At 59.7% G+C, this 25,530-nt stretch carries 23 protein-coding genes and 1 pseudogene; 14 read left to right on the forward strand and 10 right to left on the reverse strand.

Features of this window, described 5'->3' with window-relative positions; genetic code table 11:
• Nucleotide 1: 1 nt before the first annotated feature.
• The 10 genes from AC1RWL_RS23285 to AC1RWL_RS23330 all read right to left on the reverse strand — a co-directional run bounded on the left by AC1RWL_RS23285 (nucleotide 2) and on the right by AC1RWL_RS23330 (nucleotide 10,993).
• On the reverse strand, nucleotides 2–901 hold the full coding sequence (locus tag AC1RWL_RS23285; RefSeq protein WP_493095938.1) for a polysaccharide deacetylase family protein: 900 nt from the start codon (nucleotides 899–901) through the stop codon (nucleotides 2–4).
• 46 nt (nucleotides 902–947) lie between these two features.
• The gene (locus AC1RWL_RS23290) at nucleotides 948–2,849 is read right to left on the reverse strand and encodes a flavin-containing monooxygenase (RefSeq protein WP_493095937.1); all 1,902 of its coding nucleotides are present in this window, start codon (nucleotides 2,847–2,849) and stop codon (nucleotides 948–950) included.
• Nucleotides 2,846–3,745: an enoyl-CoA hydratase/isomerase family protein gene (locus AC1RWL_RS23295; RefSeq protein WP_493158489.1), complete on the reverse strand. Its 900-nt coding sequence runs from the start codon at nucleotides 3,743–3,745 to the stop codon at nucleotides 2,846–2,848. Before AC1RWL_RS23295 ends, AC1RWL_RS23290 begins: the two co-directional genes overlap by 4 nt.
• A 78-nt stretch (nucleotides 3,746–3,823) precedes the next feature.
• Nucleotides 3,824–4,591, reverse strand: coding sequence for an SDR family NAD(P)-dependent oxidoreductase (locus AC1RWL_RS23300; protein ID WP_493095935.1), 768 nt, complete (start codon nucleotides 4,589–4,591; stop codon nucleotides 3,824–3,826).
• A gap of 66 nt (nucleotides 4,592–4,657) precedes the next feature.
• Nucleotides 4,658–5,494 (reverse strand): enoyl-CoA hydratase/isomerase family protein, encoded by an 837-nt coding sequence (locus tag AC1RWL_RS23305; RefSeq protein WP_493095934.1) that lies wholly within the window; start codon nucleotides 5,492–5,494, stop codon nucleotides 4,658–4,660.
• A 21-nt stretch (nucleotides 5,495–5,515) separates the two neighbouring features.
• Nucleotides 5,516–6,277, reverse strand: a complete 762-nt coding sequence (locus AC1RWL_RS23310) for an ABC transporter ATP-binding protein (protein ID WP_493095933.1) — start codon at nucleotides 6,275–6,277, stop codon at nucleotides 5,516–5,518.
• Between the two features lie 10 nt (nucleotides 6,278–6,287).
• Nucleotides 6,288–7,142 carry an ABC transporter permease gene (locus tag AC1RWL_RS23315; RefSeq protein WP_493095932.1) on the reverse strand — a complete coding sequence of 285 codons (855 nt, stop codon included), beginning with the start codon at nucleotides 7,140–7,142 and terminating at the stop codon, nucleotides 6,288–6,290.
• A 24-nt stretch (nucleotides 7,143–7,166) separates the two neighbouring features.
• Nucleotides 7,167–8,180 carry an ABC transporter substrate-binding protein gene (locus AC1RWL_RS23320; RefSeq protein WP_493095931.1) on the reverse strand — a complete coding sequence of 338 codons (1,014 nt, stop codon included), beginning with the start codon at nucleotides 8,178–8,180 and terminating at the stop codon, nucleotides 7,167–7,169.
• A gap of 329 nt (nucleotides 8,181–8,509) precedes the next feature.
• Nucleotides 8,510–9,322 (reverse strand): SDR family oxidoreductase, encoded by an 813-nt coding sequence (locus AC1RWL_RS23325; RefSeq protein ID WP_493095930.1) that lies wholly within the window; start codon nucleotides 9,320–9,322, stop codon nucleotides 8,510–8,512.
• 39 nt (nucleotides 9,323–9,361) lie between these two features.
• Nucleotides 9,362–10,993, reverse strand: a complete 1,632-nt coding sequence (locus AC1RWL_RS23330; protein WP_493095929.1) for a sigma-54 interaction domain-containing protein — start codon at nucleotides 10,991–10,993, stop codon at nucleotides 9,362–9,364.
• Nucleotides 10,994–11,226: 233 nt separating this feature from the next.
• Between AC1RWL_RS23330 and AC1RWL_RS23335 the strand changes: the two genes are divergently transcribed.
• From AC1RWL_RS23335 to AC1RWL_RS23400, 14 genes and pseudogenes are all read left to right on the forward strand, one after another.
• Complete coding sequence (locus AC1RWL_RS23335) at nucleotides 11,227–12,507, forward strand: CaiB/BaiF CoA transferase family protein (RefSeq protein WP_493095928.1); 1,281 nt, start codon at nucleotides 11,227–11,229, stop codon at nucleotides 12,505–12,507.
• Nucleotides 12,497–13,276, forward strand: coding sequence for an enoyl-CoA hydratase-related protein (locus AC1RWL_RS23340; RefSeq protein ID WP_493095927.1), 780 nt, complete (start codon nucleotides 12,497–12,499; stop codon nucleotides 13,274–13,276). The genes AC1RWL_RS23335 and AC1RWL_RS23340 overlap by 11 nt, the downstream gene beginning before the upstream one ends.
• Before the next feature lie 3 nt (nucleotides 13,277–13,279).
• Nucleotides 13,280–14,902, forward strand: a complete 1,623-nt coding sequence (locus AC1RWL_RS23345) for a class I adenylate-forming enzyme family protein (RefSeq protein WP_493095926.1) — start codon at nucleotides 13,280–13,282, stop codon at nucleotides 14,900–14,902.
• Nucleotides 14,899–15,666 (forward strand): enoyl-CoA hydratase/isomerase family protein, encoded by a 768-nt coding sequence (locus AC1RWL_RS23350; RefSeq protein ID WP_493095925.1) that lies wholly within the window; start codon nucleotides 14,899–14,901, stop codon nucleotides 15,664–15,666. The genes AC1RWL_RS23345 and AC1RWL_RS23350 overlap by 4 nt, the downstream gene beginning before the upstream one ends.
• Nucleotides 15,659–16,366 (forward strand): SDR family NAD(P)-dependent oxidoreductase, encoded by a 708-nt coding sequence (locus AC1RWL_RS23355; RefSeq protein ID WP_493095924.1) that lies wholly within the window; start codon nucleotides 15,659–15,661, stop codon nucleotides 16,364–16,366. Before AC1RWL_RS23350 ends, AC1RWL_RS23355 begins: the two co-directional genes overlap by 8 nt.
• On the forward strand, nucleotides 16,366–17,532 hold the full coding sequence (locus tag AC1RWL_RS23360) for an acyl-CoA dehydrogenase family protein (RefSeq protein ID WP_493095923.1): 1,167 nt from the start codon (nucleotides 16,366–16,368) through the stop codon (nucleotides 17,530–17,532). The genes AC1RWL_RS23355 and AC1RWL_RS23360 overlap by 1 nt, the downstream gene beginning before the upstream one ends.
• Entirely contained in the window at nucleotides 17,529–18,410 is an 882-nt protein-coding gene (locus AC1RWL_RS23365) for a 3-hydroxyacyl-CoA dehydrogenase family protein (protein WP_493158491.1), read from the forward strand. The genes AC1RWL_RS23360 and AC1RWL_RS23365 overlap by 4 nt, the downstream gene beginning before the upstream one ends.
• Before the next feature lies 1 nt (nucleotide 18,411).
• The gene (locus AC1RWL_RS23370; protein WP_493095921.1) at nucleotides 18,412–19,047 is read left to right on the forward strand and encodes a 3-hydroxyacyl-CoA dehydrogenase family protein; all 636 of its coding nucleotides are present in this window, start codon (nucleotides 18,412–18,414) and stop codon (nucleotides 19,045–19,047) included.
• Nucleotides 19,047–20,183 (forward strand): CaiB/BaiF CoA transferase family protein, encoded by a 1,137-nt coding sequence (locus AC1RWL_RS23375; RefSeq protein WP_493095920.1) that lies wholly within the window; start codon nucleotides 19,047–19,049, stop codon nucleotides 20,181–20,183. The genes AC1RWL_RS23370 and AC1RWL_RS23375 overlap by 1 nt, the downstream gene beginning before the upstream one ends.
• Nucleotides 20,161–21,738, forward strand: coding sequence for a 3-hydroxyacyl-CoA dehydrogenase NAD-binding domain-containing protein (locus AC1RWL_RS23380; protein WP_493095919.1), 1,578 nt, complete (start codon nucleotides 20,161–20,163; stop codon nucleotides 21,736–21,738). Before AC1RWL_RS23375 ends, AC1RWL_RS23380 begins: the two co-directional genes overlap by 23 nt.
• Nucleotides 21,739–21,780: 42 nt before the next feature.
• Nucleotides 21,781–22,518 (forward strand): isochorismatase family protein, encoded by a 738-nt coding sequence (locus AC1RWL_RS23385; RefSeq protein ID WP_493095918.1) that lies wholly within the window; start codon nucleotides 21,781–21,783, stop codon nucleotides 22,516–22,518.
• Nucleotides 22,519–23,080: 562 nt separating this feature from the next.
• Nucleotides 23,081–23,581 carry a cupin domain-containing protein gene (locus AC1RWL_RS23390; RefSeq protein ID WP_493095917.1) on the forward strand — a complete coding sequence of 167 codons (501 nt, stop codon included), beginning with the start codon at nucleotides 23,081–23,083 and terminating at the stop codon, nucleotides 23,579–23,581.
• Nucleotides 23,582–23,880: 299 nt separating this feature from the next.
• A protein-coding gene (locus tag AC1RWL_RS23395) for an IS3 family transposase (RefSeq protein WP_493095916.1) occupies nucleotides 23,881–25,022 on the forward strand; the annotation gives its coding sequence in 2 pieces (ribosomal slippage) (nucleotides 23,881–24,139 and nucleotides 24,139–25,022; 1,143 coding nt in all).
• Nucleotides 25,009–25,459 (forward strand): annotated as a pseudogene (locus AC1RWL_RS23400) (IS21 family transposase); the annotation flags it as partial. The gene AC1RWL_RS23395 and the pseudogene AC1RWL_RS23400, both read left to right, overlap by 14 nt.
• Nucleotides 25,460–25,530: the final 71 nt, after the last annotated feature.

A 25,530-nucleotide genomic window follows, 5' to 3' on the forward strand; every position in this document is an offset into this window, starting at 1 on the left:
ATCACTGCGACCCCGGTACGATTCCGGCAGGCAGGCTTTCTATATAGCTGCAGATATCACCCGGACGCGTGATCCAGATATCCTTGCGGTGGGCGACGATATGTTCGACAACACGGCGGAACTGCCGGATACGATATGGCTGCCCCAGAACATAACTGTGCAGCACAATCGGCATGACAAGTGGCCGTCTCGCGGATTCCTCCAGCATTTCGTCGAATTGATCGACCAGATTGTCGCAGAACACCTGTGACGGTGTCTTTCGGGTCACGCATTCGAGCGTATCGTTGAGGTCGTGTGCGTAAGGAACCGACAAGATCGGCCCATGCTTCGTGCGAAACCAGATGGGTTGATCGTCGAGCGACCAATCCATCATGTAGCGATAGCCGGCCTTTTTGAGCAGGTCGAGCGAATCGTGGCTCTGCACGAGATAAGGAGCGAGCCAGCCGGCGGGACGCTTGCCCTCATGCCGGGCGAGCGTTTCGGTCGCTTCGAAAATCATCGTCTGTTCAGTTGCGAAGTCCATAGCGTCCTGACGCTCGGAGTTCGTGCGGCCATGACCGACAATCTCGTCCCCACGCTGGGAAAAGGCGGCGATCATCTCGGGGCAGTAGTCGTAAAGTTCGCTGTTGACCAGCAACCCGTAGGGAAGGTCGTAAGCCTGGCCCAGGTCGAGCAGCCGCCAGGCCCCCACCCGGTTTCCATAGTCTCGCCACGCAAACGACCGCGTCGCCGGCTGCGGTGGCGCCGTGGGCGCTGCATAATCATTGCCGAGTCCCTCGCCGAACGAGAAATGCTCGACATTGAGGCTGAAATGGACAGCCAGCCCGGTTCCGTTGGGCCAGCGATAGTCAGGCCTCGTGTTGATTGGGGAATAGTCGTAGCGATCGTGAGATTTTAGCACGCGGTTCTCCTCCTGGTTTTACCGACAACAGCTTGGGGATTTTGGGCTAGGACCAATGAAAGGCGCCCTCATCGACATGTTTCGCCCTTGCCCAGACGTCCTGCCAGGACCAGGGATGATTTCCGACGACGCGTCCCCGCCTATTGCGGAAACGGCTTGCAACCTTTCCCGCCGACCAGACCATCGTCTCCAACCCTTGGTCCAGTTCCCGGTTAAACGCGTCGAACGCGCCCGTTGTGCATTCGATCGTCGAAGCCCCGCGCCGGAGCATGGTGCGCAGCCCATTGCGAATGAAAGTGGCCTGGCAATGTGCGGCAAATGTTAGTGAGCCACCGTGACCCGCCCCGGTATTGGGACCTTGCATGACGAAAAAATTTGGAAAATCCGGCAGGCATACGCCCATATACGCCCGGATCTCATCATCACCTCCTGCCAGATCAGCAGGCGTTCGCTCGGAGCGTCCTCGAAGATCCAGCGACCAGAGGAACTGCGTGCTGCGATAGCCGGTGGCCAGCACGATCACATCAAGTCCGTGATGACGGCCATCAGCGGTCCATAAACCAACCGCGTTTCCGGCAACGATTGGGTCCGTCACCACAGAAGAGTCCGGTGCTGCCAGTGCGGTATAAAAGTCGTTGTCCACGACCATCCGCTTGGCAAAGGGAGGATAGTCGGGAACAAGTTTTTCCAACAATTCCGAACGGTTGGGGATTTTGCTTCTGATGTATTTGACCAGATCGCGGCGGATCGCCTCGTTATGGGCGTTGATCCCCTTCCCGCCCTTCCAGGACGGATCGAGCCGGAGATTACGGAAGTTCTTATCTCCCAGTTCCCAGGAGAGCCGCAGGCGGAACCAGCGCTCGTATCCCGGGATGGACATGAACAGATGCCGATGGCATTCGTCGAGCAGCGGCTTGTCAAAGTCGGGACGGCGCGGGATGATCCAGGCCGGCGACCTCTGGAACAGCGTCAGACTTCCCTGCTCCGAGAGATGCTTGGCGACCTGCACACCACTGGAGCCGTTGCCGATGAGTCCGATCCTCTTGCCTTTCAGGTTGACATCATGGCGCCAGCCGGACGTGTGGAAAATCGCGCCGGCAAAGGTCTCGATGCCGTCGATGGGCGGAGCCTTGGGTTTGCTCAGAGCGCCGACAGCGGCAATCAGAATGTCGGCGCGCGGTCCTGTACCCCCATCTGCCACATCCAGAACCCATTGCCGCAGCGCGCCGTCCCAGCGGGCACCGCGAACCTCAGTGTTCCAGACGATTCTGTTCGTCAGGTCCCAGCGCTCGATCAGCCAGTCGATATAAGCAAGGATATCCACCCGGCTGGCATAACCTCTACGCCAACCGGAGAAGGGAGCGTCGGAGAATTCATACTGGTAGGGATGGGTGTCGAGACCGCAATCCGGATAGGTGTTTTCGCGCCAGACCCCGCCTGCCGACGAGCCGGCCTCGTAAATGGTCACGTCAAAACCGTCCGCCAGGAGCTTCTCGGCCACCCGCAGCCCGGAAAGGCCCGCACCGATGACCGCCACCTTGATATTCTGTGAGCCATCGACCTTCGACATCGCGTCGTGATCGCTGTCCAGGCCGAGATCGTGACGCAGTTTCTGAATATGCGGCGCCTCAAGCTCATCGCCCGTGACAAGCCGGAAAAGGTCAAACAGAAGCAACTCCGCGATTTCGAGTTGATGCTGGTGGCTGTTTTGAGAACGTTGCCGCAACCAGTTCATGACCGCGTCCAGAATCTCCTTACGAACCCCGCCGCCGGCCACGCTTGCCGGACCTAGCCGGGATTGCCCCAAGGCACTCCAGTATGGCTCCTCCAGCCAACGGGTATCGCCCGTCCCGCAAATGAGCGATGCGGCGAGGACGGGAAGATCGCGATCGCCGATCGTGTGAAGATGACCCGCGATATCTGCCAGCCATCCCTCTGGCACGGTCACAGGTTCTCGTCTTTCGGCCGATGCATCTCGGCGCGCTTGTGCAGCACATTGATGATCTCGAACGCCATGCCGGCGTCATAACCGGCATTGAAGCGCTGGAGGAGGTCTTGATTGAGAACCCGCTTTGTCCAGGCCAAAGCATAAGGCGGGCGACGCTTGAGCCGCTCGCACATATCGAGAACCTTCGCATCCAGCTCCGCCCGAGGGACCGCGTAGTTGATCACGCCCCTGTCGGCGAGTTCCCGCGTGGTCCATGTCCGCGCGAGCATTAGGTATTCCTTCGTCATGGAAAGCGTCATATGCGTGGGAACGAAGATCGCTCCCCCATCGCCGGCAACGAAACCCCATGCCTTGTTGCCATAGGGCAAGTCGCCCATGCCGAGATGCATGTCACCGATCAGCGCATCTTCGCTGGCAACGATGAAATCGCAGGCATAGAGCAGGGACGAGCCGTATCCGATCGCGTCGCCATTGACCTTGGCGATGACCGGCTTGGTGAGCGAGATGACGGCCAAGAGCGTCCGCCGCAAGCCTTCGATGAGATCCCAGTCCTCCGCCGCGGAAAGATCCTGCAGCAGCTTGCCGCCCTTTGGCGGCACGACAAATGTGTCTCCCGCGCCCTCTAGGACCACGACGCGGGTAAGATCGTCGCGGCCCAGCCATTCCAGAGCCTCGCCAATATCCTTGTGCAGGGCGAAGAGAACGATCCGCTCGCGATCGGTCTTTCCGTCCACGAGCCCGTCATCCGGCAGCATCCCGATCGTCGCCACGCCATTGGAGCGGGTAACGCGAATAGACTGGAAGCCAGCCGGGTTGATGAAGTGGTCCAGGGATTCTTCTGGCATGGCGTATTTCCTGAAATTTGGCCGAGGGGAGTAAGGAGCGTACTGGAGCATCCGATTGAAATCCGGTTCACCGGAATGGCTCCAGAGCATTATCCAACGACGAGGCGGAACCGCCTCGACTGAAAGGCCCTACCAGATGGACCGGCCGCCATCGACCGTCAGCGTGGCGCCAAAGATGTAGGACGAATCGTCTCCCACGAGAAACGCGACCGCCGCCGCAATTTCCTTTGGCAGGCCGATCCGGCCGGAAGGCTGATGGGATTCCGACAGCTTGCGCGCCGCGACGGGGTCCGGGGCGTTCTCAAACATCGAGGTTACCATCGGCGTTTCCGTCGTGCCGGGGTTGACCGCATTGATCCTTATCCCCGACTTGCTGTGATCGACGGCCATTGCCCGGGTCATGCCAACCAGGCCCGCCTTGGCGGCACAATAGGCGACCCGCTCGCGAAAGCCGATTTCGGTGCCTATGCTGCCGATGTTCACGATGACGCCTGCACCTCTCTCGATCATGTCGGGCAACACCGCCCGGCACAGCTTGAAAGGCGCGGTCAGATCGGCGGCCAGAATGCGCGCCCAGTCCTCATCCGTCGTGGTTACCGCGCTTCCGGAGTGGAGCAGCGCTCCGGCATTCACCAGCGCATAGGGCGCGCCAAGAACACGGGTGATATCGGCAACGCCCTGCGCGGCATCTTCGCTGGCGTCGAACTCAAAGGTTGCGAAACAATCCGACGCGGTGATCCGCTCGGCCAGCGTCCGAAGACCGGCCCTGTTCACATCCACCGCCGCAACCGCAAAGCCGTCCGCGAGCAGACGCTGGACGATAGCAGTACCGATACCGCCCGCCGCGCCGGTGACGACGGCAACCCGTTTTCCATGTTCTTTCAAAGTCGTCGACATGTGCTCGATCCTTTTAAGGCGACGTAAGCCACCACTTTCCAAACGCAATGCTGCAAAAATCCTCGATCAACCCGCGCGGGCGTTTTCCGATCGCCGATGCAGGATGTTGATAACCTCGAATGCCATGGCGGCATCGTAGCCGGACACGAAACGCTCCATAACCGGCTGGTTGAGTATCCGCTTTGTCCAGGCAAGGGCATGGTATGGCCTTCGCTTCAAGGCGGCGCACATCCGGTCGACCACGGCATTGAGCTCACCCGGCGCAACGGCGTCGTTGATCATGCCTCTCGCCGCCATTTCCCGCGGCGTCCAGTGCCGGGCGACCGTCAGGTAGTCGCGGGTCTCCGCTTGAGACATCGCGAAGGGCACGAAGACTGTCCCGCCATCACCGGGAACGAAACCAAAATCAGGCTTTCCATAGGGAAGCTCGCCCATGCCGAGATGATGGTCGGCAATCAGGGCGTCTTCGCTGGCAATGATGAAATCACACGCGAACATCAGGCTCGATCCGTATCCAACCGCATTGCCATTGACCTTGGCGATGATCGGGCATGGATGCTGCAGTATCGCCAACAGCGTTCGCCGCAGCCCTTCGATGAGGCCCCAATCCTCTTCCGGTGGAAGATCCTTGAGCGTGACCGATCGTTTCGAGGGCGCCACGAATGTGCCATCCACACCGGTCAGCACGATCACCCGGATCGACGGATCCGCAGAGAGCCGATCGAGCGCCGTGGCGATCTCCTTATGCTGGGCGAAAGCGATCGGCACCGCACCCGCTTCCAGGCTATCCAGACCATCATCCGGAAGCAGCGTTATGGTCGAAACGCCACCGGAAGAAGAGACCCGGATGGACTGGAAGCCATCGCTCGCTGGGCAGAGGTCCGACACTAGATTTGAAGCCAAGGCACGTCCCCAGGTTCGATATCAGGCCGCATCACGATTGAACGATGCTTCAAGCGACTTGAAAGCCCTGTATTTATGGTCGCGGAACTCCTCTGATAGCAGAAACTCCGTCGTGCGCGGCTTGGATTGGCTGACCACCAGCTCCTCGACGATATGACCGGGACGTGCGCTCATGACGAGCACGCGGTCGCTGATGTAAATGGCCTCATCGACATCATGTGTAATGAACAGGATCGTGCAGCCGAACTCCCGCTGAACCTTCATAAGGAAGTTCTGCATTCTCAGCCGCGTCTGGGCATCGAGGGCGCCGAACGGTTCGTCCATGAGCAGGATATCGGGATTGTTGATCAATATCCTGGCGATCGCCGCCCGCTGCTGCATGCCGCCGGAAAGCTGAGAGGGCCGGTGCCCATGAAACTCGTCCAGTCCGAACTCGTGCAGAAGCTGTCTGGCCCGCGCCTTGCGGTCGGCGTCGAACACGCCCTGCGCCTTCGGGCCGAAGGCGATGTTTTCCCAAAGGCTGAGCCACGGAAACAGAGCGGATTGCTGGAAACAGACGCCGCGATCCGGGCCCGGGCCGGTCACTTCGTGGCCGGCGACCTTGATCGATCCCTGGCTTGGCGGGATGAAGCCAGCAATCATGTTGAGGACCGTGGATTTGCCGCAACCGCTCGGGCCGAGGATCGACACGAACTCACCTTGTTCGATCCTGAGGTTCAAATCCCTGACAACCGGCAACCCGTGAAACTCTTTGTTCAACCCGTTGATATCGACTGTGGACATAGACCCCTCCCTAAACCCGAATGACTTTTCGAGCGACGAACCCGACCGCTCGGTCCGAGATCAGGCCGAAGACACCCAGTGTGAACATCGTGCCGACCAGGATGTCCATGCGCCCGAACTGATAGGACTGGTAAAGGCTGTAGCCGAGGCCGTTCTTAACCCCTACCAACTCGCTGACCACGACCGCGATCCAGGCCATTCCCGCACCCAGCCGCAAGCCGACGAAGATGAAGGGAAGCGCAGCGGGAACCAGAACACGCCTCCAGATGTAGAACGGCCGGGCGCCGAGCATCTGTGCCGCATCGCATAACAGGGGCGATACCTGCTGAACGCCGCCGACCGTATTCACGACGATGGGAAAAAATGCCACCAGCGAGATAAGCCAGACAGTCGCCAGCGGGCTAAGCCCAAAGAACGCCAGGGTGAACGGTACCCAGGCCGGCGCCGGCACGGTTCTCAGAGCCTGGATTACATGGTCGAGCAAGGCATATGCGATCTTGTTGGCACCGATCAGCACGCCAAGCGGGATACCAACCAAAGCGGCAAGCGCATATCCGACGAGAACCCGCTGACCGCTCGCCAATACGTGGCCCAGCCAGGTACCTGCGTAGACATCGACGCTGGATTTCGGAACACCGAACATCCAATGCCACAGGGTTTTGGCGGCCTCCACAGGAGAGGGCATGCTGCTGATCAGCATGCCTCGATCGGCCAGGAACTGCCAGAGCAGAACGCCTGTGACCGGCACGGCGATGAACATCAGAAGCTTGGCCAACCTGCGGTCGGACCACTTCACGTCAACCTCGTCAGGCAGCTTCCCGTTGATCGCCAGCGGATGATCCACCATGCTTTGCGGCGCGGACATCGTTATTCCTTCTTATATGGAGCCTTACTGCCTGCTCTTTCCCAATTCTTCAGCAGACTTGCCGGTGATCCTGGAAAGCGGGCCGTAGTTGTAGTTTACGCCAATTGTGTCCGCGAGATCTTCGCTTCTGACCAGACCCTTGTCATACATGAACGTGGAGAAGCTTTTCAGTTGGTCCTCCGAAAATGTCAGGTCGAGATGGACCCGCTGCAGAGACAGCTCCGCCACCTTCCGTTCGACGCCGGTATATTCTTGGTAAGTCGTCACCCACAGTTCGCGATCGTCCTGCAGCCGCTTGGTCTCGTCGACATAGGCCTTCAGCACCTTGTCGAGAACATCCTGTTTGTCGAGCAGTTTCTTGTTAGCGACGAAGAGTGAGTTCTGTCCGCCGAGCTTCGAGCTGTTGATGTCAAGTTCGTCGGCATATTCTGCGTAGCCTTCCAACACCGCTTGGGCGATAGCGGGATCGACATTCATGGTAACCTGTGCCTTGCCGATCTTGACGTTTTGCATGACGTCCTGGATCGTGCCGGCAACCTTGATCTCATCGACCTTGCCGAAATCAAATCCCTTTTCATCCATGGTCGCGACCGTCTTGAGCCATGCGATGCCGCCCCCGAAGCTACCGAACGGAATCTTTCCGGAGGCCAGCTGCTCCCACGTTATCGGCCCCAGCCCGACCTTCTTAGCGATCAGGTCGCCGCCCTTGGCCTGCCCGGCGATCACCGAGAAATTCGGTTCGCCCGCATCGGCAACCACGTTGACGTCCGTCGGGCTGATGCTGCCGAAATCGATGGAACCGTTCTCAAGCGCGACGCGCATATCCGAGTAGCGGTTGAAATGGATAAGCTCGACGTCGAGACCGTGGCTCTTGGCGTTCTGGCCAATCAGATAGCTCGCAGCCAGCATGGGGATCTTCTGCCAGCCGATCTTGACGCTTGGAATAGCCTCATCCGCCCTTGCCGCAATCGTCGCGGAGAGGATGATTCCGGCCGTAATGAGCACCGGAAGAAACTTACGCACGTATGATTTTTCCATAAAACTCCCCTGATTTAGATTTTTGGACGTCCAGACAATCCGCAGGCGCCAAATTCTACCTAACAGAATATTATTCTGTTAAGTGATATTGCACAACAACATTCTAGTCAATTAGTAGAATTCAACTTCGGCGCTGAAAGTGCCGAAACGCCAGACACCAGGGCGGCACTGTCAAAGGTTTAATCTGCCCGCGTTGGCAGCATCACGCGTGCCTTAAAGGCGTGCCTCACCACGCTTTTTGCCGGAAAACTTAGTCGGATGATGCAAACCTCAAATGAACCCTCGCCTGACGAAACAGGCGAGGGAAACCCTATGGACATTGAGCCGCGCTATGCGCCGCGTGTGGCGCCGCCATCCAGATCGATGGCCGTGCCATGAATGTAGGCGGCTTTGGTCGACGCCAGGAAAACAGCCAATTGCCCCACCTCCTGCGGCAGACCGAAACGCTCGATCTGGTAGTGTTGCAAAAGCTCGGCGCGGATTACATCGGGGCTTTCCGACCGCTCGCGCGAGAGCGACTGAATGCGCGATGAGAGGCGGTCGCTATCGATGTAGCCGGGATTGATGGCATTGACCCGCACGCCGTCGGCAATACCGATATCCGCAAGTGCCTTGGAGAAGGTCAAAAGCGCGGAATTGACGGACGCGCCGATGGTGAAGTCAGCGGTCGGCGTGTGCGTGCTGACGCCAGCGATGTTGATGATGCTTCCGCGCTGGGCCACGAGATGCTTCCATGCGGCCCTGCACATGCGGACGCTTGCATGCAGCTTCAGCCCGTAACCGCTTGCCCAGTCCTCATCGGTCAGCTTGGCGAATTCCCCCCGCTTGGTCGAACCGGCGCAGTTGACCAGTATATCCAGTTTTCCGAACCGGGCGACGGCCGCCTCCACGCAAAGCTGCGCAGCATCAAGGTCCGTAAGGTCCGCCTGGAAAATCTCGATGCCGCGCTGGTCGAGCGCTTCAAACTCGTCGCGCACCGCCTTCAGCGTCTCGTTATTTCTTGCAACCAAGAAAATCGAAGCGCCGGCGAGAAAAAGCTCCCGCGCGATCGCCTTTCCAAGCCCCCCGCTCCCGCCGGTGATGATAGCTGTTTTTCCGTGAAGTTCTCGTGTCAATGGATACCTCCTTTGCGTAATGCCCATCACTTACGCAAGGCGCGTGCCAACGGCAGCCACACCGGCTCAGGCACCATTCTCCCGTAGAATCTTGTAGAGATAGGACCTGGATATCCCGAGATCCTCCGCCACCCTTTTTTTGTTTCCATTGTGAAGCGCCATAGCCTCCCGCACGAGATCGAACTCGGTGCTGTCGACGGCCTCCTTCAGCCGTGGCACAGCTATTCCGCCCTGCCGGCTCGTTGCACTCTGCGGTGCGGCGAACATTAGGTTCGTGTCGCCGTGGCGCACAAGGGTGTCCACGGTGACAACGCCCTTTTCCGCAAACACGAACGCCCTTTCGATCTCGTGGCGCAATTGGCGCACGTTGCCGGGCCATGGCTGATCCATGAGATAGGCGAGAGCGCTCTCCGTGATCTGCGGCGCCGGCCGGCCATGGATCCGGGATATGTCGCGCAGGAAATACGCCACCAATTCTTCTATGTCGGTCACTCGCTGCCGAAGCGGCGGCACTGCGATCACGATCGGCGATATGCGATAGTAGAGGTCGAGCCGAAACTTCTCCTCCGAGACAAGAGTATGAAGGTCTCGATTGGTGGCCGAGATAAGCCGGAAATCGACATTTCGCGGACGATCGCTACCTATCCGTTCCACGACCCTGTCCTGAAGCACACGCAGCAACTTCACTTGGACGTCGAGCGGTGTATCGCCGATTTCGTCGAGAAAAATGGTGCCTTCGTCAGCCTGCTCGAACTTGCCTTTGCGCCCCTTCTTGTCTGCTCCGGTAAAAGCGCCGGGCTCGTAGCCGAACAGTTCAGATTCGACGAGCGTCGCGGGAAGAGCCGCGGCATTCACCATCACGATGGAGGCGTCTCGCCTTGAACTCAGTTGATGAAGCGAATGTGCCACGAGTTCCTTGCCCGTGCCGCTTTCGCCACGAATGAGGACGGGAACATTGAGTGGCGCGACCTTTGTGATTTCCGCGCGGAGTCGACGCATGGCATCGCTGCTGCCGATAAGATCGTTCGATCCGTAGGTGCGGCGCCGCAAAGCGGCGGCCTCACGCCGGTGAAACTCAACTTCACTTTCCAGTACGCTGACGCGTTTGCTGAGTGAGGTAACCTGTTCCGGCCCCTTGAACATGACCCGGCCCACGGCGCCGAGCACGGCACCGTCGCGCGTAATCGCCAGGCGGGAGACCACCCGCTCCACGCCCTTCATTCTCTGCAATTGGCCGATCTCCGACTTGCCGGATTGAACGACGGTGTCGAGCCGGGTGTTTTCGATGACCTGCCGCACAGGAAGGCCGTTGGCCTCGCCGTGCTCCAGGCCGAAGAAATCCTCATGAACCGGTGAAATATATGCGATGCGGGCGGCCGCATCGACGACCGTGAGGGCATCGAACGGATCCGTCAGCATTCTGTCGATGATATCATAGGCGAAGTCGACAGAGCCGATGAACTCCAGAACCGCATCCCGAGCACGGCTGATAATGATGAGATCACCATCGTTGGATGGCACCACCACGAGGGCAAGGTTGAACTGGTCGAGATGAAGGGGCTGCAAGCGGCGGCGTTTTGCCTCGCCCATCCACACGGCATCGGTCGCCAGTGCCTTTACCCGCGGATCCGCGCCGAAGCCGCTGGAAAAGATCAGGCTTCCTCCGCGAACAATAACCACACCTTCCACTACCGGCATATCCGACCTCCAGTGATGAGGCTGCGTCCATCCGCGGCGGCGCGTCCTTCACACGAACACTTCCTAGGGACGGTGTAGCAGGCAAAGACACGATCTATCAAGCAGAATTATATTCTGTCTAACGAAACTCTACGCAGCGCCAGCCTTTTGATCGGGACAAGACCGCCAAAAATCTCGCGGCGCACCGTTTGGCATGGCCTTTGCAAAGCTTGGGATGATCTGGAGGACCATCCGTGCTTGAAAACAACCCGTCGCCCAAACCGGAAACACTTCCCTATGAAAGTCTTCCCGTGGTCCGTTGCGGTGACGGGTTCGACATGCTTGCAGGCATCCGGGTGCTGGACCTGACAAGCTCGATTGCCGGACCTTACGCATCCATGCTCCTCGGTGACATGGGCGCCGAAGTCATCAAGGTCGAGAGAGCCGGCGGCGATGACGCGCGCGCCTGGGGACCACCGTTTCTGGATGGCGAGTCGCTGTGGTTTCTCAGCGTGAACAGAAACAAGCAGAGCATCGTCATCGACTATTCCACCACTGAAGGGCTCGCCGTGCTGCGCTCGATGGTGTCGAAGAGCGACGTCATGATCGTGAGCTCTCCCAGGCACGTTCTTGAGAAGCTGGGCATAGGGCCGGACGACATGCAGGCCTGCAACCCGAAACTGATCTATGCCGCAATCACCGGATTCGGGCTGGATGGGGAGCGAGCAGATTGGCCCTGCTATGATCTGATCGCCGAAGGATATTCCGGTGTCATGGATGTGACGGGGGAACACGACGGGCCGCCCCAGAAAGTCGGCGCGCCAGCGGCGGACATGCTGGCGGGGCACGACGCCGCCTTTGCCACGGTCTCGGCGCTTGTGAGGCGGATCAGCCGAGAGAAGGGCGCTTTGATCGACATTTCGCTCGTCGATTCGATGACGCGGTTCCTGACCTGCAGGATTGTCCCCTACCTCGGCTCGGGTAACGTCCCGAACCGTTCCGGCGGCACCGACAGTGTCATCTCCGTCTATCAGGCCTTTCGTACCGGCGATGGCTCCATCACCGTCGGGCTTGGAAACGACGGTATCTGGCGGCGCTTCTGGAGCGCGCTGGAGCGCCCGGAATTCCACCAGGATCCTGCCTTTGCGAGCAATGCCGCAAGGCGGGCGAAGCGCTCGCAGATCGTGGGCGAGATTCAACGCATCCTGCTTGAAAGGCCTTCTTCCCACTGGCTGTCCCTGTTGCGTGCCGCGCGTGTTCCTTGTGGCCCGATCAATCGGATTGACGAGATCGCCGGGGATTCGGAACTGATCCGAAGAGGTGTTTTCTATCGCCTGGAGCAGAACGGTCGGTCCGTGCCGCAAGTCGGTCCATCGATGCTGATCGACCGGCAGGCCGGGAGGCCGCAACGCGCCCCGCCCCTGCTTGGCGAGCACACCGAACAACTAATGCGCGAGGCCTTCGGATTCCAGGATCGGCAAATCGCCGACCTCGCGGAGAGGAAGATCATTTCAGGAGGACCCAATGGCCTATAAGACAATCCTTTATCACGAAGACGGCCCGGTCGGTACGATCACCCTCAATCGTCCCGAAGACGGCAACATGTTCAACGTGGAGATGTGTCACGAGTTGCGGGACTGCATCGAGCAGATCCGCCGGGAGACGCGCACGAGGGTCGTCGTGCTGACGGGCGCGGGCGAGCAGTTCTTCTGCATCGGCGGCCGCAAGGATGGAATGGAGGACACCACCCTCTATGCCGGAACGCTTCCAACCCTGGAAATGTACGAGGCGATCGACAAGCTTCAGAAACCCGTCATCGCGTCCGTGAATGGGTTTGCCGTCGGCGGCGGAAATGTCCTGCAGATGGTTTGCGACTGCACCATCGCCAAGAAGAGCGCGATCTTCCGTCAGGTCGGCCCCATGGTGGGCTCGTTCGACGCGGGATACGGCACCTGGTATCTCGAGGATCTTGTGGGCAAGAAGAAGGCCAAGGAGATCTGGTATCGCAACCCGAAGATCACGGCTGACGAGGCCCTTAGCCTCGGCCTGATCAACAAGGTCGTGCCCGACGACAAGCTCAAGGAGGAGACGAGATCCTTCGCGCTGGAAATCGCCGAACGCGGCTCCTTTGCAATCGCCTCGATCAAGGCGGCGTTTAACGCCCGGCACGGCGGCGTATCGGGACTGTCCCGCATGGCGCACGACCTGTTGCTGCGGTCCTACCTGGAAAGCGACGAAAGCCACGAGCTCGCAGAAGCCTTTTCCGCGCGCAGGACGCCGGACGCGTCGAGGTTCGGGCGCTAGACCATGCATTCTTTCCTCACGCTTCACCACCCCGCAAAGGCTCGCGAATATTATGAGAAAGGCCTCTGGCGTTCGGATACATTCTACTCGCTGCTCCGTGACAACGCAGCCGCCTATCCGGACAAACTCGCGCTCCAGGACGGCCGCCAGGCGCTGACTTGGGCCGAAACCCTCGCGCGGGTGGATGGCCTGGCCGCAGAGATGCAGGTCTACGGCCTGAAGCCCGGAGATCGCGTCTCGATCTGGCTGTCCAATCGCGTCGAGGCGATCCTCATCTTTCTCGCCTGCTCGCGCGAAGGTTTCGCCTGCAACCCATCTTTGCACCGTTCCCACACATGCGCGGAAATCGGAACGCTTCTCGATCGTCTGTCCGCGCGCATTCTGCTGACAGAAGACGGCTGGGGCGCCGATCGCCAGACAGGTCGTTTCGAAAACATCCTGGCGCGGATCGAAAGCCTCCGAATGGTGTTCACGCCGGACAACTTTCCCTCGGCCGCACCCAACCTGACGGATTATTCGAGGGATCCGGACAAATTGCTTTACCTCGCCTTCACGTCCGGCACGACTGGCCAGCCGAAGTGCGTCATACACTCGGACAACACCTTGCTCGCCAATGCGCGGGAGCTCGTGCGTGACTGGCGACACAGCCCGGACACCACCATCCTCAGCCTCGCCCCGCTTTCTCATCACATCGCCTGGGTGGCCGTCGCCCAGTGGCTTCTGGCGGCCGGGCGCTTCATTACCGACGACGCGCCGCGGGGAATGGACCGGCTCGACTGGATCCTCGAAACGAGGGCGACCTACGTCCTCGGCGTCCCCACCCATGCCATGGATATTCTCGCCGAACAGAAACGGCGTGGGCTCGAACGCATGGGGAATGTCGAGATCTTCTACATGGCCGGCGCCCCCATACCGCCCACGGTCGCGGAAAAATTCCTGAGCCAAGGCATCAAGGCGCAGAACGTCTATGGGATGACGGAGAATTCATCCCATCAATACACCCATCCCGAAGACGACGTGCGCACCATCGTCAACACTTGCGGACGCGGGGGCAGCGCCTACGAAATCCGGATTTTCGATCCCTCGGACAGGGACGTCCAGCTTCCCGCCGGCCAGATCGGCGAAATAGGTGGTCGCGGCGCGACGTTGATGCTGGGCTATTTCGACAATCAGGCTGCAACGGAGGCAAGCTTCAACAGGCACGGCTGGTTCATGTCCGGTGATCTGGGCGTGGTCGACAGCGCTGGAAATCTCAGGATAGAAGGCCGCATCAAGGATGTGATCATCCGCGGCGGGCACAATATTTACCCCTCGCATATTGAAGCGCTTGCAATGCGCCATCGCGATGTCGCCCGTGCCGCCTGTTTTCCTATACCGGATACCCGGCTCGGGGAACGGGTCTGCATCGCGATTGCCGGCACCGCTGATCCCTCCGAATTGCTGGAATATCTGGCCAGGGAAGGACTGTCGAAATACGACATGCCGGAATATTTCCTGCGCGTCGATGCGTTTCCGCTGACTGCCAGCGGCAAGATCCTGAAGCGGGAACTCGCAGACCAGGCCAAGAGGCGGGAAATCTCGCCCGTGCCGGTGCGGCTTCCACCCAGCTCGGAGGTGGCCCGATGATGGTGACGCTGGAATCCCATGGCGACTATGCGCTTCTTACGTTGAACCGCCAGGATCGCCTGAATGCGCTATCTTTCGCCGTTCTTCGCGAGATGGACACGGCCTTGAACACCGTGACGACCCTTGGGGTCAGGGCGCTTCTGATCACAGGGGCTGGCGACAAGGCGTTCTGCGCGGGCGCCGATATCGAAGAACTGCGCGACAGAGGCCTTCTGGAGCAGAAGCGTGGAGCAGAAATAGGACAGGCGGTTTTCGAGAAGCTGGCTCGCCTACCGGTCATTTCCGTAGCCTGCATCAATGGCTACGCCTTCGGTGGCGGGCTGGAAATGGCGCTTGCCTGCACGTTTCGGATCGCGGCGACGGACGCGCGCCTTGGCCTTCCCGAGGTCAAGCTTGGCCTGATTCCTGGATATGGCGGAACCCAGCGCCTGCCGCGGCTGGTGGGAGAAGGCCGCGCACTCGATCTGATCCTGACGGGACGCAGCGTCTTGCCGGACGAAGCCGAAAGGATCGGCCTGGTGCACCGGGTCGTGGACGGCGACTGTGTGGCGGCCGGCGCGGAGTTCTCTCGCGAGATCACCCGCCATGGCCTGGCAGCCATACAGTTCGCCCGTGACGCCGTCCTGCGCGCAAGCGACACGCCGGTCGCCGAAGGCCTGAAGATCGAGGCCGACCTGTCCACCCTTGCATATCGCACGCGTGACGCCGCCGAAGGCCTCACTGCTTTCATCGAAAAGAGAAAACCGGAGTTTCGCGATGAATAGGCCGCAAATCGTCGTGACAGGCGCCAGCCGAGGAATAGGGGCGGCGATCGCTATCGAGCTCGACCGTAGAGGATTTGTCGTCGCCGGCCTGTCGCGAACGGGAGACGTGCCCTGCGGCTTCGGCCTCGCCTGCGATGTTCGCGTTGAATCGGAGATCACCGCCGCCGTTGAAACGATCGCGGAACGCGGGCCTATCGTCGGTCTGGTCAACGGCGCCGGGGCGCATGAGGGCAAACCGAGCATCGATCTTTCGATGTCCGACTTCGATCAGGCGATGCGGCTCAACGCCTATTCGGTGCTGACGATGTCGCAGAGCATCCACCCTCATCTCGTCCGGTCGGGCACTTCGCTGATTGTGAACATCGGCTCCTTCTTCGACAAACTTGGGGTGCCCGAAAGTCTGGCTTACTGCGCATCGAAGGCCGCCGTCGGCGCTATCACGCGTTGCCTTGCTACCGAATGGGCGTGCGACGGCATCGCTGTTCTGAATGTTGCGCCCGGCTATGTAGAAACTGATCTCAACCGCGACTTTCTCAACAACGAAAAAGTCCGGAAATGGCTTTCGAAACGGATACCGGGCGGAAAACCGGGGCGGCCGGAGGAGATCGCCCGGTTGGTCGCCATGCTCTTCCAGGAGCAAATCCCCTTCTTGACAGGAGAGACCCTCTACGTGGATGGCGCACAAGGGATCAATCACTGATGAAGATATTCGAACAGCTCCACAACAACCGGCAATGGTCGGACGAGGAAACCATCGTCCTCGAACAGGTCCGCCGGCTTTCGCGCGAGGTCATCGCCAAGAATGCCGAGCATTACGATCGCACCGGTGATTTTCCGCAAGGAAATATTGACGCCATCAATGCGCTCGGTCTCAACACGCTCTTCCTTCCCGAGGAGGTCAGCGGCAACCCCATGCGGTTCCGCCTATATCTGGAGGTCGTCAAGACGATAGCGGAAGCCTGCGCATCAACTGCCATCATATACGCCACCAACTTTCACGCGATGAAACCGCTGATCGACTACGGCACCGATGAGCAGCGCGAAAGGCTTCTGCCACAGATCGCCGAAGGCGGGCTTGCCTCCCTTGCCATTACCGAATCGAATGCCGGGTCTGACGCGACGGGAATGCGGACCAGCTTCCGTCCAGATGGCGACGATATCCTCGTGACAGGCTCGAAACTCTTTATCACCACGGGCGACCGCGCGGACCTGATTCTCCTCTTCGGCAAGTGGAGCGAGATCGACGATGCCAAAAAAGCCATGTCCGTTCTGGTTTTCGAGAAAGGCACTCCCGGCTTCGAGGTGGTCCGGCTGGAGGACAAGATGGGCCATCGCGCCTCCTCCACCGCGGCGCTCTCGTTCAGCAATTGCCGGGTGCCGCGCGCCAACCTGATCGGTGCGCCGGGGGATGGTCTGGCGATCCTTCTCGGCTCGCTGAACAAATCCCGCCCCAGCATCGCTGCCCACGCCCTCGGAATCGCAACCGCGGCTTTCAAGGACATGACAGCCTACGGCAATGAACGCCGGCAGTCTGGACGCCGGATCGTCGAGTTCCAGGCCAATCAGTTCACACTCGCAGATCTAGCGACCGACCTCGCTTTCGCCGAGTGCTGGCTCGACCATGTCGCGGGCCTGGTCGATGCGGGCGAGAAGGACTTCGGACTGGAAGCCTCCATGGCAAAGATGCGGGCTTCCGATCTCGCCATGCGCATGACGACCGAGGCTGTCCAGATGTATGGCGGCTACGGCTACTGCACGGACTACCGGGTCGAGCGCCTCATGCGCGACGCCAAGATTACGCAGATCTGGGAAGGCACCAACCAGGTCCATCGTCAAATTATCGGACGGAGCTTCGTACAAAGATGACAGGAACGATCAAGACTGTCGGTGTGTGCGGCGCGGGCGGAACCATGGGAGCGGGCATCGCGATCGTCGCAGCGCGCGCGGGATTTCGAACCATCGCATTCGATCGATCGCAAGAAGCGCTCCAACGCTCGATGATGTCGACACACGCCTTTCTCGCCAAGTCGGTAGAGCGCGGAAAGCTGACGGAGGCAGAGCGAAGCATTATCCAGGACGATTTGATCGCAACAGACGACATCGGCGATCTCGGCGAATGTGATCTGGTCATCGAAGCCGTGTTCGAAGATCTCAATGTCAAGCGCCAGCTGCTGAGCGAGCTCGACGCCGTCTGCGGTTCCGGCACGATCGTCGCCTCCAACACCTCGACACTCTCCATCACCGAGATCGCCAGCGGCTCGCGCCGGCCGGAAAACGTTGTCGGGATGCATTTTTGCCTTCCGGCGCAGTTGATGAGGCTGGTCGAAATGACCCCCGGCATCCTCACCTCCGAGGCAACATTTGATGCCGCGCTGCAATGGGTGGAGGAATCCGGCCAGATTGCCGTAAAGACCCAGGACAAACCGGGGTTCATCTTGAATGCCCTGCTCGTGCCCTTCAACAACGATGCGATCCGGGCGGTCGAAGCCGGCGTTGCGAAACCGCAGGACATCGACACGGCGATCAAGGCGGCGCTTGGCTACAAGATGGGACCGCTCGAACTGATCGATCTCGTCGGCCTCGATACGCAGGTCAGACTATCGGAGGCCTTCTATCCAATCACGCTTGATCCGCGGGCTTCGGCGCCGCCGCTGCTGCGCCGCATGGTCGCCGCCGGCCTCCTCGGCCGAAAGTCGGGACGCGGTTTCTTTTCCTATGACGGAAACGGGATGTTCGGAGCCTGATATGCCCTACGCGATTGTTTCCAAGACGCCAAGCACCTCCTTTCCGGACGACGATCCGCTGCATGCAAATGCGGTGTCAGTCGATCGAGCCGACATCGTCATGTTCCTGAAAGGCACCAAGCCCAAGCCCGACGATACGAAGAAGGCCATCCTGGTCGAACTAGGCATGGAGTGCCTTGGCGATCTGACCGGCGAAGACAGGGGGGAAGAGGGAACGAATTTCATCGGCTTCGCCCGATATCGAAATGGATCGGATAAACCTTCGACACTCGTGGAACTGGTCGTCCAGAAGAACACCCCTCCAGAGGCAATCGCGACCGCCCGAGACCTTTTTGCATCTGCCGGCCTCGTCACTGTCGTTTGCACCGACCATGTTGGCCGCATTGTCGACCGTCTGGTACGGCCGAAATACAATGCCGCCCTACGCTTGCTGGATGAGGGTCTGGCGACGCAGGTGGATATCGATCTCACCTGCCGATCCGGTCTTGGCTATCCCGATGGCCCTATCGAGCGGACCATCCGCGGCGGTTTGGCAAATCATTACGATATTTCGGCCGCCCTTTTCGAGGCCTATGGCACGCCGGCCTACACTCCTGCCCGTCGAGCCGCTGTCGCCAAGCGGGGAGTACGCTCCTGATGCGCCCTCTCGAAGGTATCAAGATTCTCGACTTTTCGACCCTGCTGCCAGGCCCCATGGCCTCGCTCATCCTGGCCGAAGCCGGCGCAAACGTCGTCAAGGTTGAAAGACCGGGCTCCGGCGAGGAGATGCGGGCCTACCAGCCCACCTGGGGAGCATCCGGAGTAAACTTCGCACTCCTCAATCGCGGAAAGAAAAGCGTCGTGCTCGATCTGAAGTCGGATGCCGATCGTGCCAGGCTCATGCCGCTTGTGGAATCTGCGGACGTTCTGCTGGAGCAATTCCGCCCCGGCGTCATGGACCGCCTCGGCCTCGGATACGAATGCCTTCGCAAGAGAAATCCGGGCCTGATCTACTGTTCGGTGACCGGCTACGGGCACACAGGTCCGAAAGCGAGTGTTGCAGGTCACGATCTCAACTACATCGGCGACTCGGGACTGCTGCACCTGTCCATGGGTACCCCCGACCATCCGGTCATCCCCCCTGCCCTGATTGCCGATATCGCTGGAGGCGCATACCCGGCCGTCATCAATATCCTTCTCGCTCTTTCCGAGCGCCAAACGACAGGCCGCGGCCGTTTCCTCGACGTCGCCATGGCCGACAACCTCTTCCCGTTCATGTACTGGGCGATCGGCAATGGGACTGCTGCCAATCAATGGCCTGGCAACGGGACCGATCTCGTGACCGGCAGCACGCCGCGATACCGTCTTTATGTCACCTCAGACGACAAGTTCGTCGCCGCCGCACCCATCGAACAGAAATTCTGGGACGCGTTCTGCACCATCGTCGGACTGCAAGAAGACCTCCGCGATGACAGGCTGAACCCTGCCGTGACGACCGCGCGCCTGTGCACCATCATCCGTTCGGCGCCGGCTGATCATTGGGCGCGCGCATTCGCCGGCAAGGACTGCTGCTGCTCCGTGGTGGCCGACATAGAGCAGGCAATGAACGATCCGCATTTCATCGCGAGAGGCTTGTTCCGGCACACGCTGGTGAACGAGGAAGGCGCCGTCATCCCAGCCTTGCCGCTCCCGATCGATGCCGCATTCCGCGCTTCCCCAGAGGTTCCTGTCTCCGCTCCTTCACTCGGAGCCCATAACGAGGAATTTTTTGGTGCGCGCGGTTCTCGCTCATAATTCCGGGCCGATCGAAAACCCTCGGGTCGAGAGTGTTCGAAGTCGTGGAGATGAAGTCGATGATCAAGAACGCAAGCGCGACGAGGAGACTTATCTTGGAGATGCAATCGTGAGCGCATTGTCGACGGAATATATGGTGGCCATCATCGGCAGTGGGGCGATGGGAAATGGCATTGCTCAGGTGGCACTCAATGCCGGCCATCCGGTCGTACTTTACGATGCTGGTGCCGGCGCTGCCGAAAGAGGCAGAGACGCCATAGCCGAGCGGCTTCAGGCGCTGGTCGCCAAAGGCAAGCTCGACCAGGAGCGCCGAAGCGCCATGCTCGATCGGATAAGAATTGCCGACGGACTGGACGATCTCGCCGATGCCGGGCTCTGCATCGAAGCGATACCCGAAAATATCGCCTTGAAGCAGTCGCTGTTCAGGGATCTCGAAGCGATCGTCGGATCGCAGACACTGCTGGCGACCAATACATCCTCCCTTTCCATCACAGCCATTGCTCAGGCGATGCAAAGGCCGGAGCGACTTGCGGGAATGCATTTTTTCAACCCCGCCCCAGCGATGAAACTGGTCGAGATCGTTGCGGGCGCAGCCACCTCAACTTCGGTCTGCGACCACCTTGCCGCCACCGCCCGGGCCTGGGGCAAGACCGCGGTCCTGTGCCGTTCCACACCCGGCTTCATCGTAAACCGCGTCGCTCGGCCGTTTTACGGCGAAGCATTGCGCATTCTCGAGGAAGGTACCGCCGATATTGCGACGATCGATGCTCTCCTGACCGCCTCTGGCGGCTTCCGCATGGGGCCTTTCGCACTCATGGACATGATCGGCCATGACGTGAATTTTGCGGTCACATGCAGCGTCTTCGACGCCTATTTCGGCGATCCCCGCTTCAAGCCGTCGCTTGTGCAGAAAGAACTCGTCGATGCGGGCTGGCTCGGACGCAAGACCGGACGCGGCTTCTACGACTACCGGCAAGGTGCGAGCCCGCCAATGGCCGCCTGCGAAGCGACGCTTTGCGGCGCGTTCTCGATCGATCGCGGCATATTGGGCCAGGAGCCGCGGATCATCGACGGCACACTTTTGGCGATGACTGACGGGCGGACTGCTCTGCAGCGCTCCAAGACGGCGGGAAAGCCGGTCATTCTCTACGACTACATCCATGATCCGGCGACGGTCGAAAGAATCGGCCTCTGCCTTTCGCCGAATGTTTCAGACAGCACGGCCAAGGTTCTGATCGGCGGCCTGCAAAATGCGGGATTCAAGGTCTCCCTGATCGCAGACCGTCCGGGCATGGTGGTGGCCAGGACGCTGTCTATGCTGATCAACGAAGGATACGAAACCGCTATGCATGGTGTCGCCTCCACCGACGCGATCGATTCCGCCATGCGGCTCGGGGTGAATTATCCGATGGGACCGTTCGAATGGGCGGTAAGACTCGGGGAACGCACCGCGCTTGGAATTCTCGACGCGCTTCTCGCAACGACCGGCGACCCGCGCTACCGCGCATCGATCATCCTTCGCGAGCACGTCGATCGCGAAAAGCTGACCGCCTAACCCTGTCTTTACTCTAGCACTCACTCACAGGAGAGAAAATCAATGACCGAACGCGTTTGGGATAAGTTCCTGACGGAACGGGATCGCGCCGTTTTCGCTGCGTCGGGTTTCGGTGCCCGTGCAGGTTTGGGAAAACGCCCGGCCTTGCTCGTCATCGATGTCAGTTACGCCTTCACCGATGACGAGCCCCGCCCCATCATGGAATCGATCAAGCACTGGCATACGTCCTGTGGCGCGGATGCTTGGACTGCAATTCCCCATATCAAGTCCTTGATCGACAAGAGCCATGACAAAGGCGTTCCGGTCATCTACACCACAGGCATCCGCCGTGCCGACAATTGGGATAGCGGTAGCTGGAACTGGAAGGACAGCCGCTGGTCGGAGGACACCGGCCTGAAGTCGGTCAGCAATCGCGACGGCAACGAGATCGTTGCGGACATAGCACCCGGTCCAAAGGACATCGTGGTCTTGAAGCGCAAGCCCTCCGGCTTTTTCGGTACCGACCTCGGCAGCTACCTGACACTCTTGCAATGCGACAGCGTCATCGTGACTGGCACGACGACATCCGGCTGCGTACGCGCCACGGTTATCGATGCCTTCAGCCTGAATTACCGTGTCGCCATCGCGGAAGAAGGCTGTTTCGATCGGTCAGAAGCATCGCACGCCATAAACCTCTGCGACATGCATGCAAAGTATGCGGACGTCATGAATACCTCCGACATCCTCGATCATCTGGAGCGTCTCCCCGCTGGAATGTTCGATCTTCCCAAAGGCATCTGAAGTGTCCGTGGAGGCCCGCTCCGAGACCTCCACGATCTCTGGCAAGACGATTGAAACGCTCCTTGAAGACGACCGATTGAGTATGATTGAACGAGAGTTATATTTGCCATATAGCCGGATGGACGCAGATGACCAAAGGCGTCGTCAGGCGTTTTCACAGATTGACTTTGCAAGCGATCGTGTAAGGAATCGCAGTCACTCATCGGAACGAAAGCGCGCAGCAGCCAATGGAACTGCATTGGCGTCGCTGGCTCGACAGGTTGAGGCAAAGAGTGGAACGTGCGCTCGACGCCCCGGAGGCGTAATGGCACGCCGACCTGACCGACGTAAACATCGGGTCCATCAGCGTGGCCGTGGTCCTGAGCTATTTGGACTTTCGCTTCGGAATATGGCGCTGGCGGACGGCGCGGCCGCGCCTGGCAGCCTTTCATGTCGACTTCAGCGCCCGCCCCTCGATGAGGGCGACGGCGCTGCCGACGGCATACCCTCTTTTCGACTTTCGCAATTGAACAGTGGGGCGACACTCTATGTAATACATTCTTTCGAGGAGATCAGAGGTCCAATGTCCAAGCAAAGTGAAGAACACGGCGATCATTCCGCAGACCAGCCACGTTGGAAACACGACGGGGTCAGGGTGATCAAGGGCGATCAGCTAGACTCGAATACAGCACAGACACCCGGCATGTTCCGGCAAGCTGCTATAAACCACGCGCGGGTGGGCGCACAGAAAATCTGGGCCGGCACGGTCGCCATAGAGCCGAACGCTAAGACCGGCGTCCATCATCACGGCGCTCTGGAAAGTGTGATCTACGTCATTCGAGGCAAGGCGCGTATGCGCTGGGGAGACCGACTGGAATTCGTTGCTGAGGCTGGACCGGGCGACTTCATCTTTGTGCCGCCTTATGTCCCGCACCAGGAAATAAATGCGGATCCGGATTCGGTACTGGAATGTGTATTGGTAAGGTCAGACAATGAAGCAGTCGTCGTCAATATTACAGACGTCGATCCCATTGAAACCCCTGAAGACGTGTACTGGGTTGACCCTATCCACAAACATCCATGAGACAAGACCATACCAACGACCGACGCTCCTATAATTCCTTCTATGGGTTTGGCGCTGTGCGGCGTGGGAAGTCTGCTTATCGCTCCGGCGATACGCTTTGAGATCGACGAAGCGAAAGTCGTCCACGGTAGCGGCGGAATAATCCGGCCGCGGGGGGAGTAAAATCCGACCGCCTATTTTCTTTCTGCAATGAAGGCAGGAGGGACAGGGAATCAGAGCTGGCTCGGGAAAACTGCACAGCCGGGGATAAGTGGAATTTCTGCCTGACTTTGGCTTAGATGCCGGAAACAGGAGAGATCATGACGAGACGACCGCGCCGGAATCATAGCCCGGCTTTCAAGGCGAAGGTGGCGCTTGCCGCCATCAGGAGCGAGCAGACGCTGGCGGAGTTGTCCCAGCAGTTCGACGTGCACGCCAACCAGATCAAGCAGTGGAAAGACCAGCTCCTAGAGGGGGCGACGGGCGCTTTTGGTGGTGAAGCCAAGATGGAAGCGGCGGCACCCGCTGTCGTTGTGAAAACGCTTCATGCCAAGATCGGCGAACTGACACTGGAGAACGATTTTTTGTCCGGTGCGCTCGGCAAAGCCGGATTGCTGGGCGGAAAGAAATGATCGACCGCGAGCATAAGCTATCCGTCGTGCGCCAGGAGAAGCTTTTCGGCTGCAGCCGTGGCAGCGTCTATTATCTGCCTCGTCCAATGCCTGACGGCGATCTTGCCCTGATGCGGCGGATCGACGAACTGCATCTCGACTACCCGTTTGCCGGAAGTCGGATGTTGCAAGGGCTCTTGAGAGGAGAAGGGCTGGAAACTGGGCGTCTTCACGTCGCCACGCTGATGAAGAAGATGGGCATCAAGGCGATCTACCGTCGCCCGAACATGTCGAAGCCAGCGCCGGGGCACAAGGTCTATCCCTATCTCCTGCGCCGGCTACCCGTCACCCGGCCCAACCAGGTCTGGGCGATGGACATCACCTATATTCCGATGACACGCGGCTTCGTCTATCTTGCCGCCGTCGTTGACTGGTTTAGCCGCCGGGTCCTGTCGTGGCGGCTGTCGATCACGCTGGAAACGGCATTCTGCATCGAGGCTGTGGAGGAGGCGCTCGCCCGCTATGGCAAGCCCGACATATTCAACACCGATCAGGGCAGCCAGTTCACGGCCACCGACTTTACGACCGTGCTGAAGAAGGCCGGGATCGCCATCTCGATGGACGGCAAAGGCGCGTGGCGGGACAATGTCTTCGTCGAGCGGCTCTGCCGTTCGATCAAATACGAGGAGGTCTATTTCCATGCCTACAAAACTGTGCGCGAGGCCCGCGCTGGCATTAGCCGTTATCTGACCTTTTACAACACCCGACGCCCACAACATTCATCCCTTGACCGGCAGACGCCGGATCGGGCCTACTTCAACGCGCTGATACCGATGATGGTGGCAGCATAATCGAGGCCGAAATCCACTTAGAAAACCGCGCGAAACTGTTCAGACAACCCGAGACACCTCTCTGTTGCGCGACGAGTGCGGGTTCACCCGTGGCTATACGATCATCAAGGATTATTTTCGCAAGCGGGATCAGCGCGGCCACGAAGTGTTCGTGTCGCTGTCGCATCCACCCGGCCATGCGCAGGCCGATTTCGGCGAGGCGACGGTCGTGATCGGCGGTGTCGAGCAGAAGACGCACTTCTTCGTGCTCGACCTTACCCACAGCGACGGCTGCTACGTGCGGGCCTATCCAACCGCCGTGGCGAAAGCCTGAGTCGATGGGCACGCACGTCCAGACCTTTGCATTCTTCGGGGCCTTGCCGCAGCCGATCGACTACGACAATGACCGCTGCCTGGTGGCAAGGATCCTGCCGAACGGCACGCGCAAGCGAGCGACAGGTCGGGAAGGTGTTGCAACCATTTATGCCGGATGGCGGTTTTGAGAAGCTGCCGCAGCGTACCCACCTCG

The organism is Shinella sp. GW821-FHT10F02 (genome assembly GCF_058809275.1).

What these genes read in the sequence shown, in the direction of transcription:
- AC1RWL_RS23365 (WP_493158491.1), top strand. Translation starts at nt 17,529, where the DNA reads ATGACAGGAACGATCAAGACTGTCGGTGTGTGCGGCGCGGGCGGAACC.
- AC1RWL_RS23325 (WP_493095930.1), bottom strand. Translation starts at nt 9,322, where the DNA reads ATGGGCATTACGCAAAGGAGGTATCCATTGACACGAGAACTTCACGGA.
- AC1RWL_RS23300 (WP_493095935.1), bottom strand. Translation starts at nt 4,591, where the DNA reads ATGTCGACGACTTTGAAAGAACATGGAAAACGGGTTGCCGTCGTCACC.
- AC1RWL_RS23385 (WP_493095918.1), top strand. Translation starts at nt 21,781, where the DNA reads ATGACCGAACGCGTTTGGGATAAGTTCCTGACGGAACGGGATCGCGCC.
- AC1RWL_RS23330 (WP_493095929.1), bottom strand. Translation starts at nt 10,993, where the DNA reads ATGCCGGTAGTGGAAGGTGTGGTTATTGTTCGCGGAGGAAGCCTGATC.
- AC1RWL_RS23340 (WP_493095927.1), top strand. Translation starts at nt 12,497, where the DNA reads ATGGCCTATAAGACAATCCTTTATCACGAAGACGGCCCGGTCGGTACG.
- AC1RWL_RS23320 (WP_493095931.1), bottom strand. Translation starts at nt 8,180, where the DNA reads ATGGAAAAATCATACGTGCGTAAGTTTCTTCCGGTGCTCATTACGGCC.
- AC1RWL_RS23390 (WP_493095917.1), top strand. Translation starts at nt 23,081, where the DNA reads ATGTCCAAGCAAAGTGAAGAACACGGCGATCATTCCGCAGACCAGCCA.
- AC1RWL_RS23310 (WP_493095933.1), bottom strand. Translation starts at nt 6,277, where the DNA reads ATGTCCACAGTCGATATCAACGGGTTGAACAAAGAGTTTCACGGGTTG.
- AC1RWL_RS23345 (WP_493095926.1), top strand. Translation starts at nt 13,280, where the DNA reads ATGCATTCTTTCCTCACGCTTCACCACCCCGCAAAGGCTCGCGAATAT.
- AC1RWL_RS23375 (WP_493095920.1), top strand. Translation starts at nt 19,047, where the DNA reads ATGCGCCCTCTCGAAGGTATCAAGATTCTCGACTTTTCGACCCTGCTG.
- AC1RWL_RS23360 (WP_493095923.1), top strand. Translation starts at nt 16,366, where the DNA reads ATGAAGATATTCGAACAGCTCCACAACAACCGGCAATGGTCGGACGAG.
- AC1RWL_RS23355 (WP_493095924.1), top strand. Translation starts at nt 15,659, where the DNA reads ATGAATAGGCCGCAAATCGTCGTGACAGGCGCCAGCCGAGGAATAGGG.
- AC1RWL_RS23350 (WP_493095925.1), top strand. Translation starts at nt 14,899, where the DNA reads ATGATGGTGACGCTGGAATCCCATGGCGACTATGCGCTTCTTACGTTG.
- AC1RWL_RS23370 (WP_493095921.1), top strand. Translation starts at nt 18,412, where the DNA reads ATGCCCTACGCGATTGTTTCCAAGACGCCAAGCACCTCCTTTCCGGAC.
- AC1RWL_RS23295 (WP_493158489.1), bottom strand. Translation starts at nt 3,745, where the DNA reads ATGCTCCAGTACGCTCCTTACTCCCCTCGGCCAAATTTCAGGAAATAC.
- AC1RWL_RS23315 (WP_493095932.1), bottom strand. Translation starts at nt 7,142, where the DNA reads ATGTCCGCGCCGCAAAGCATGGTGGATCATCCGCTGGCGATCAACGGG.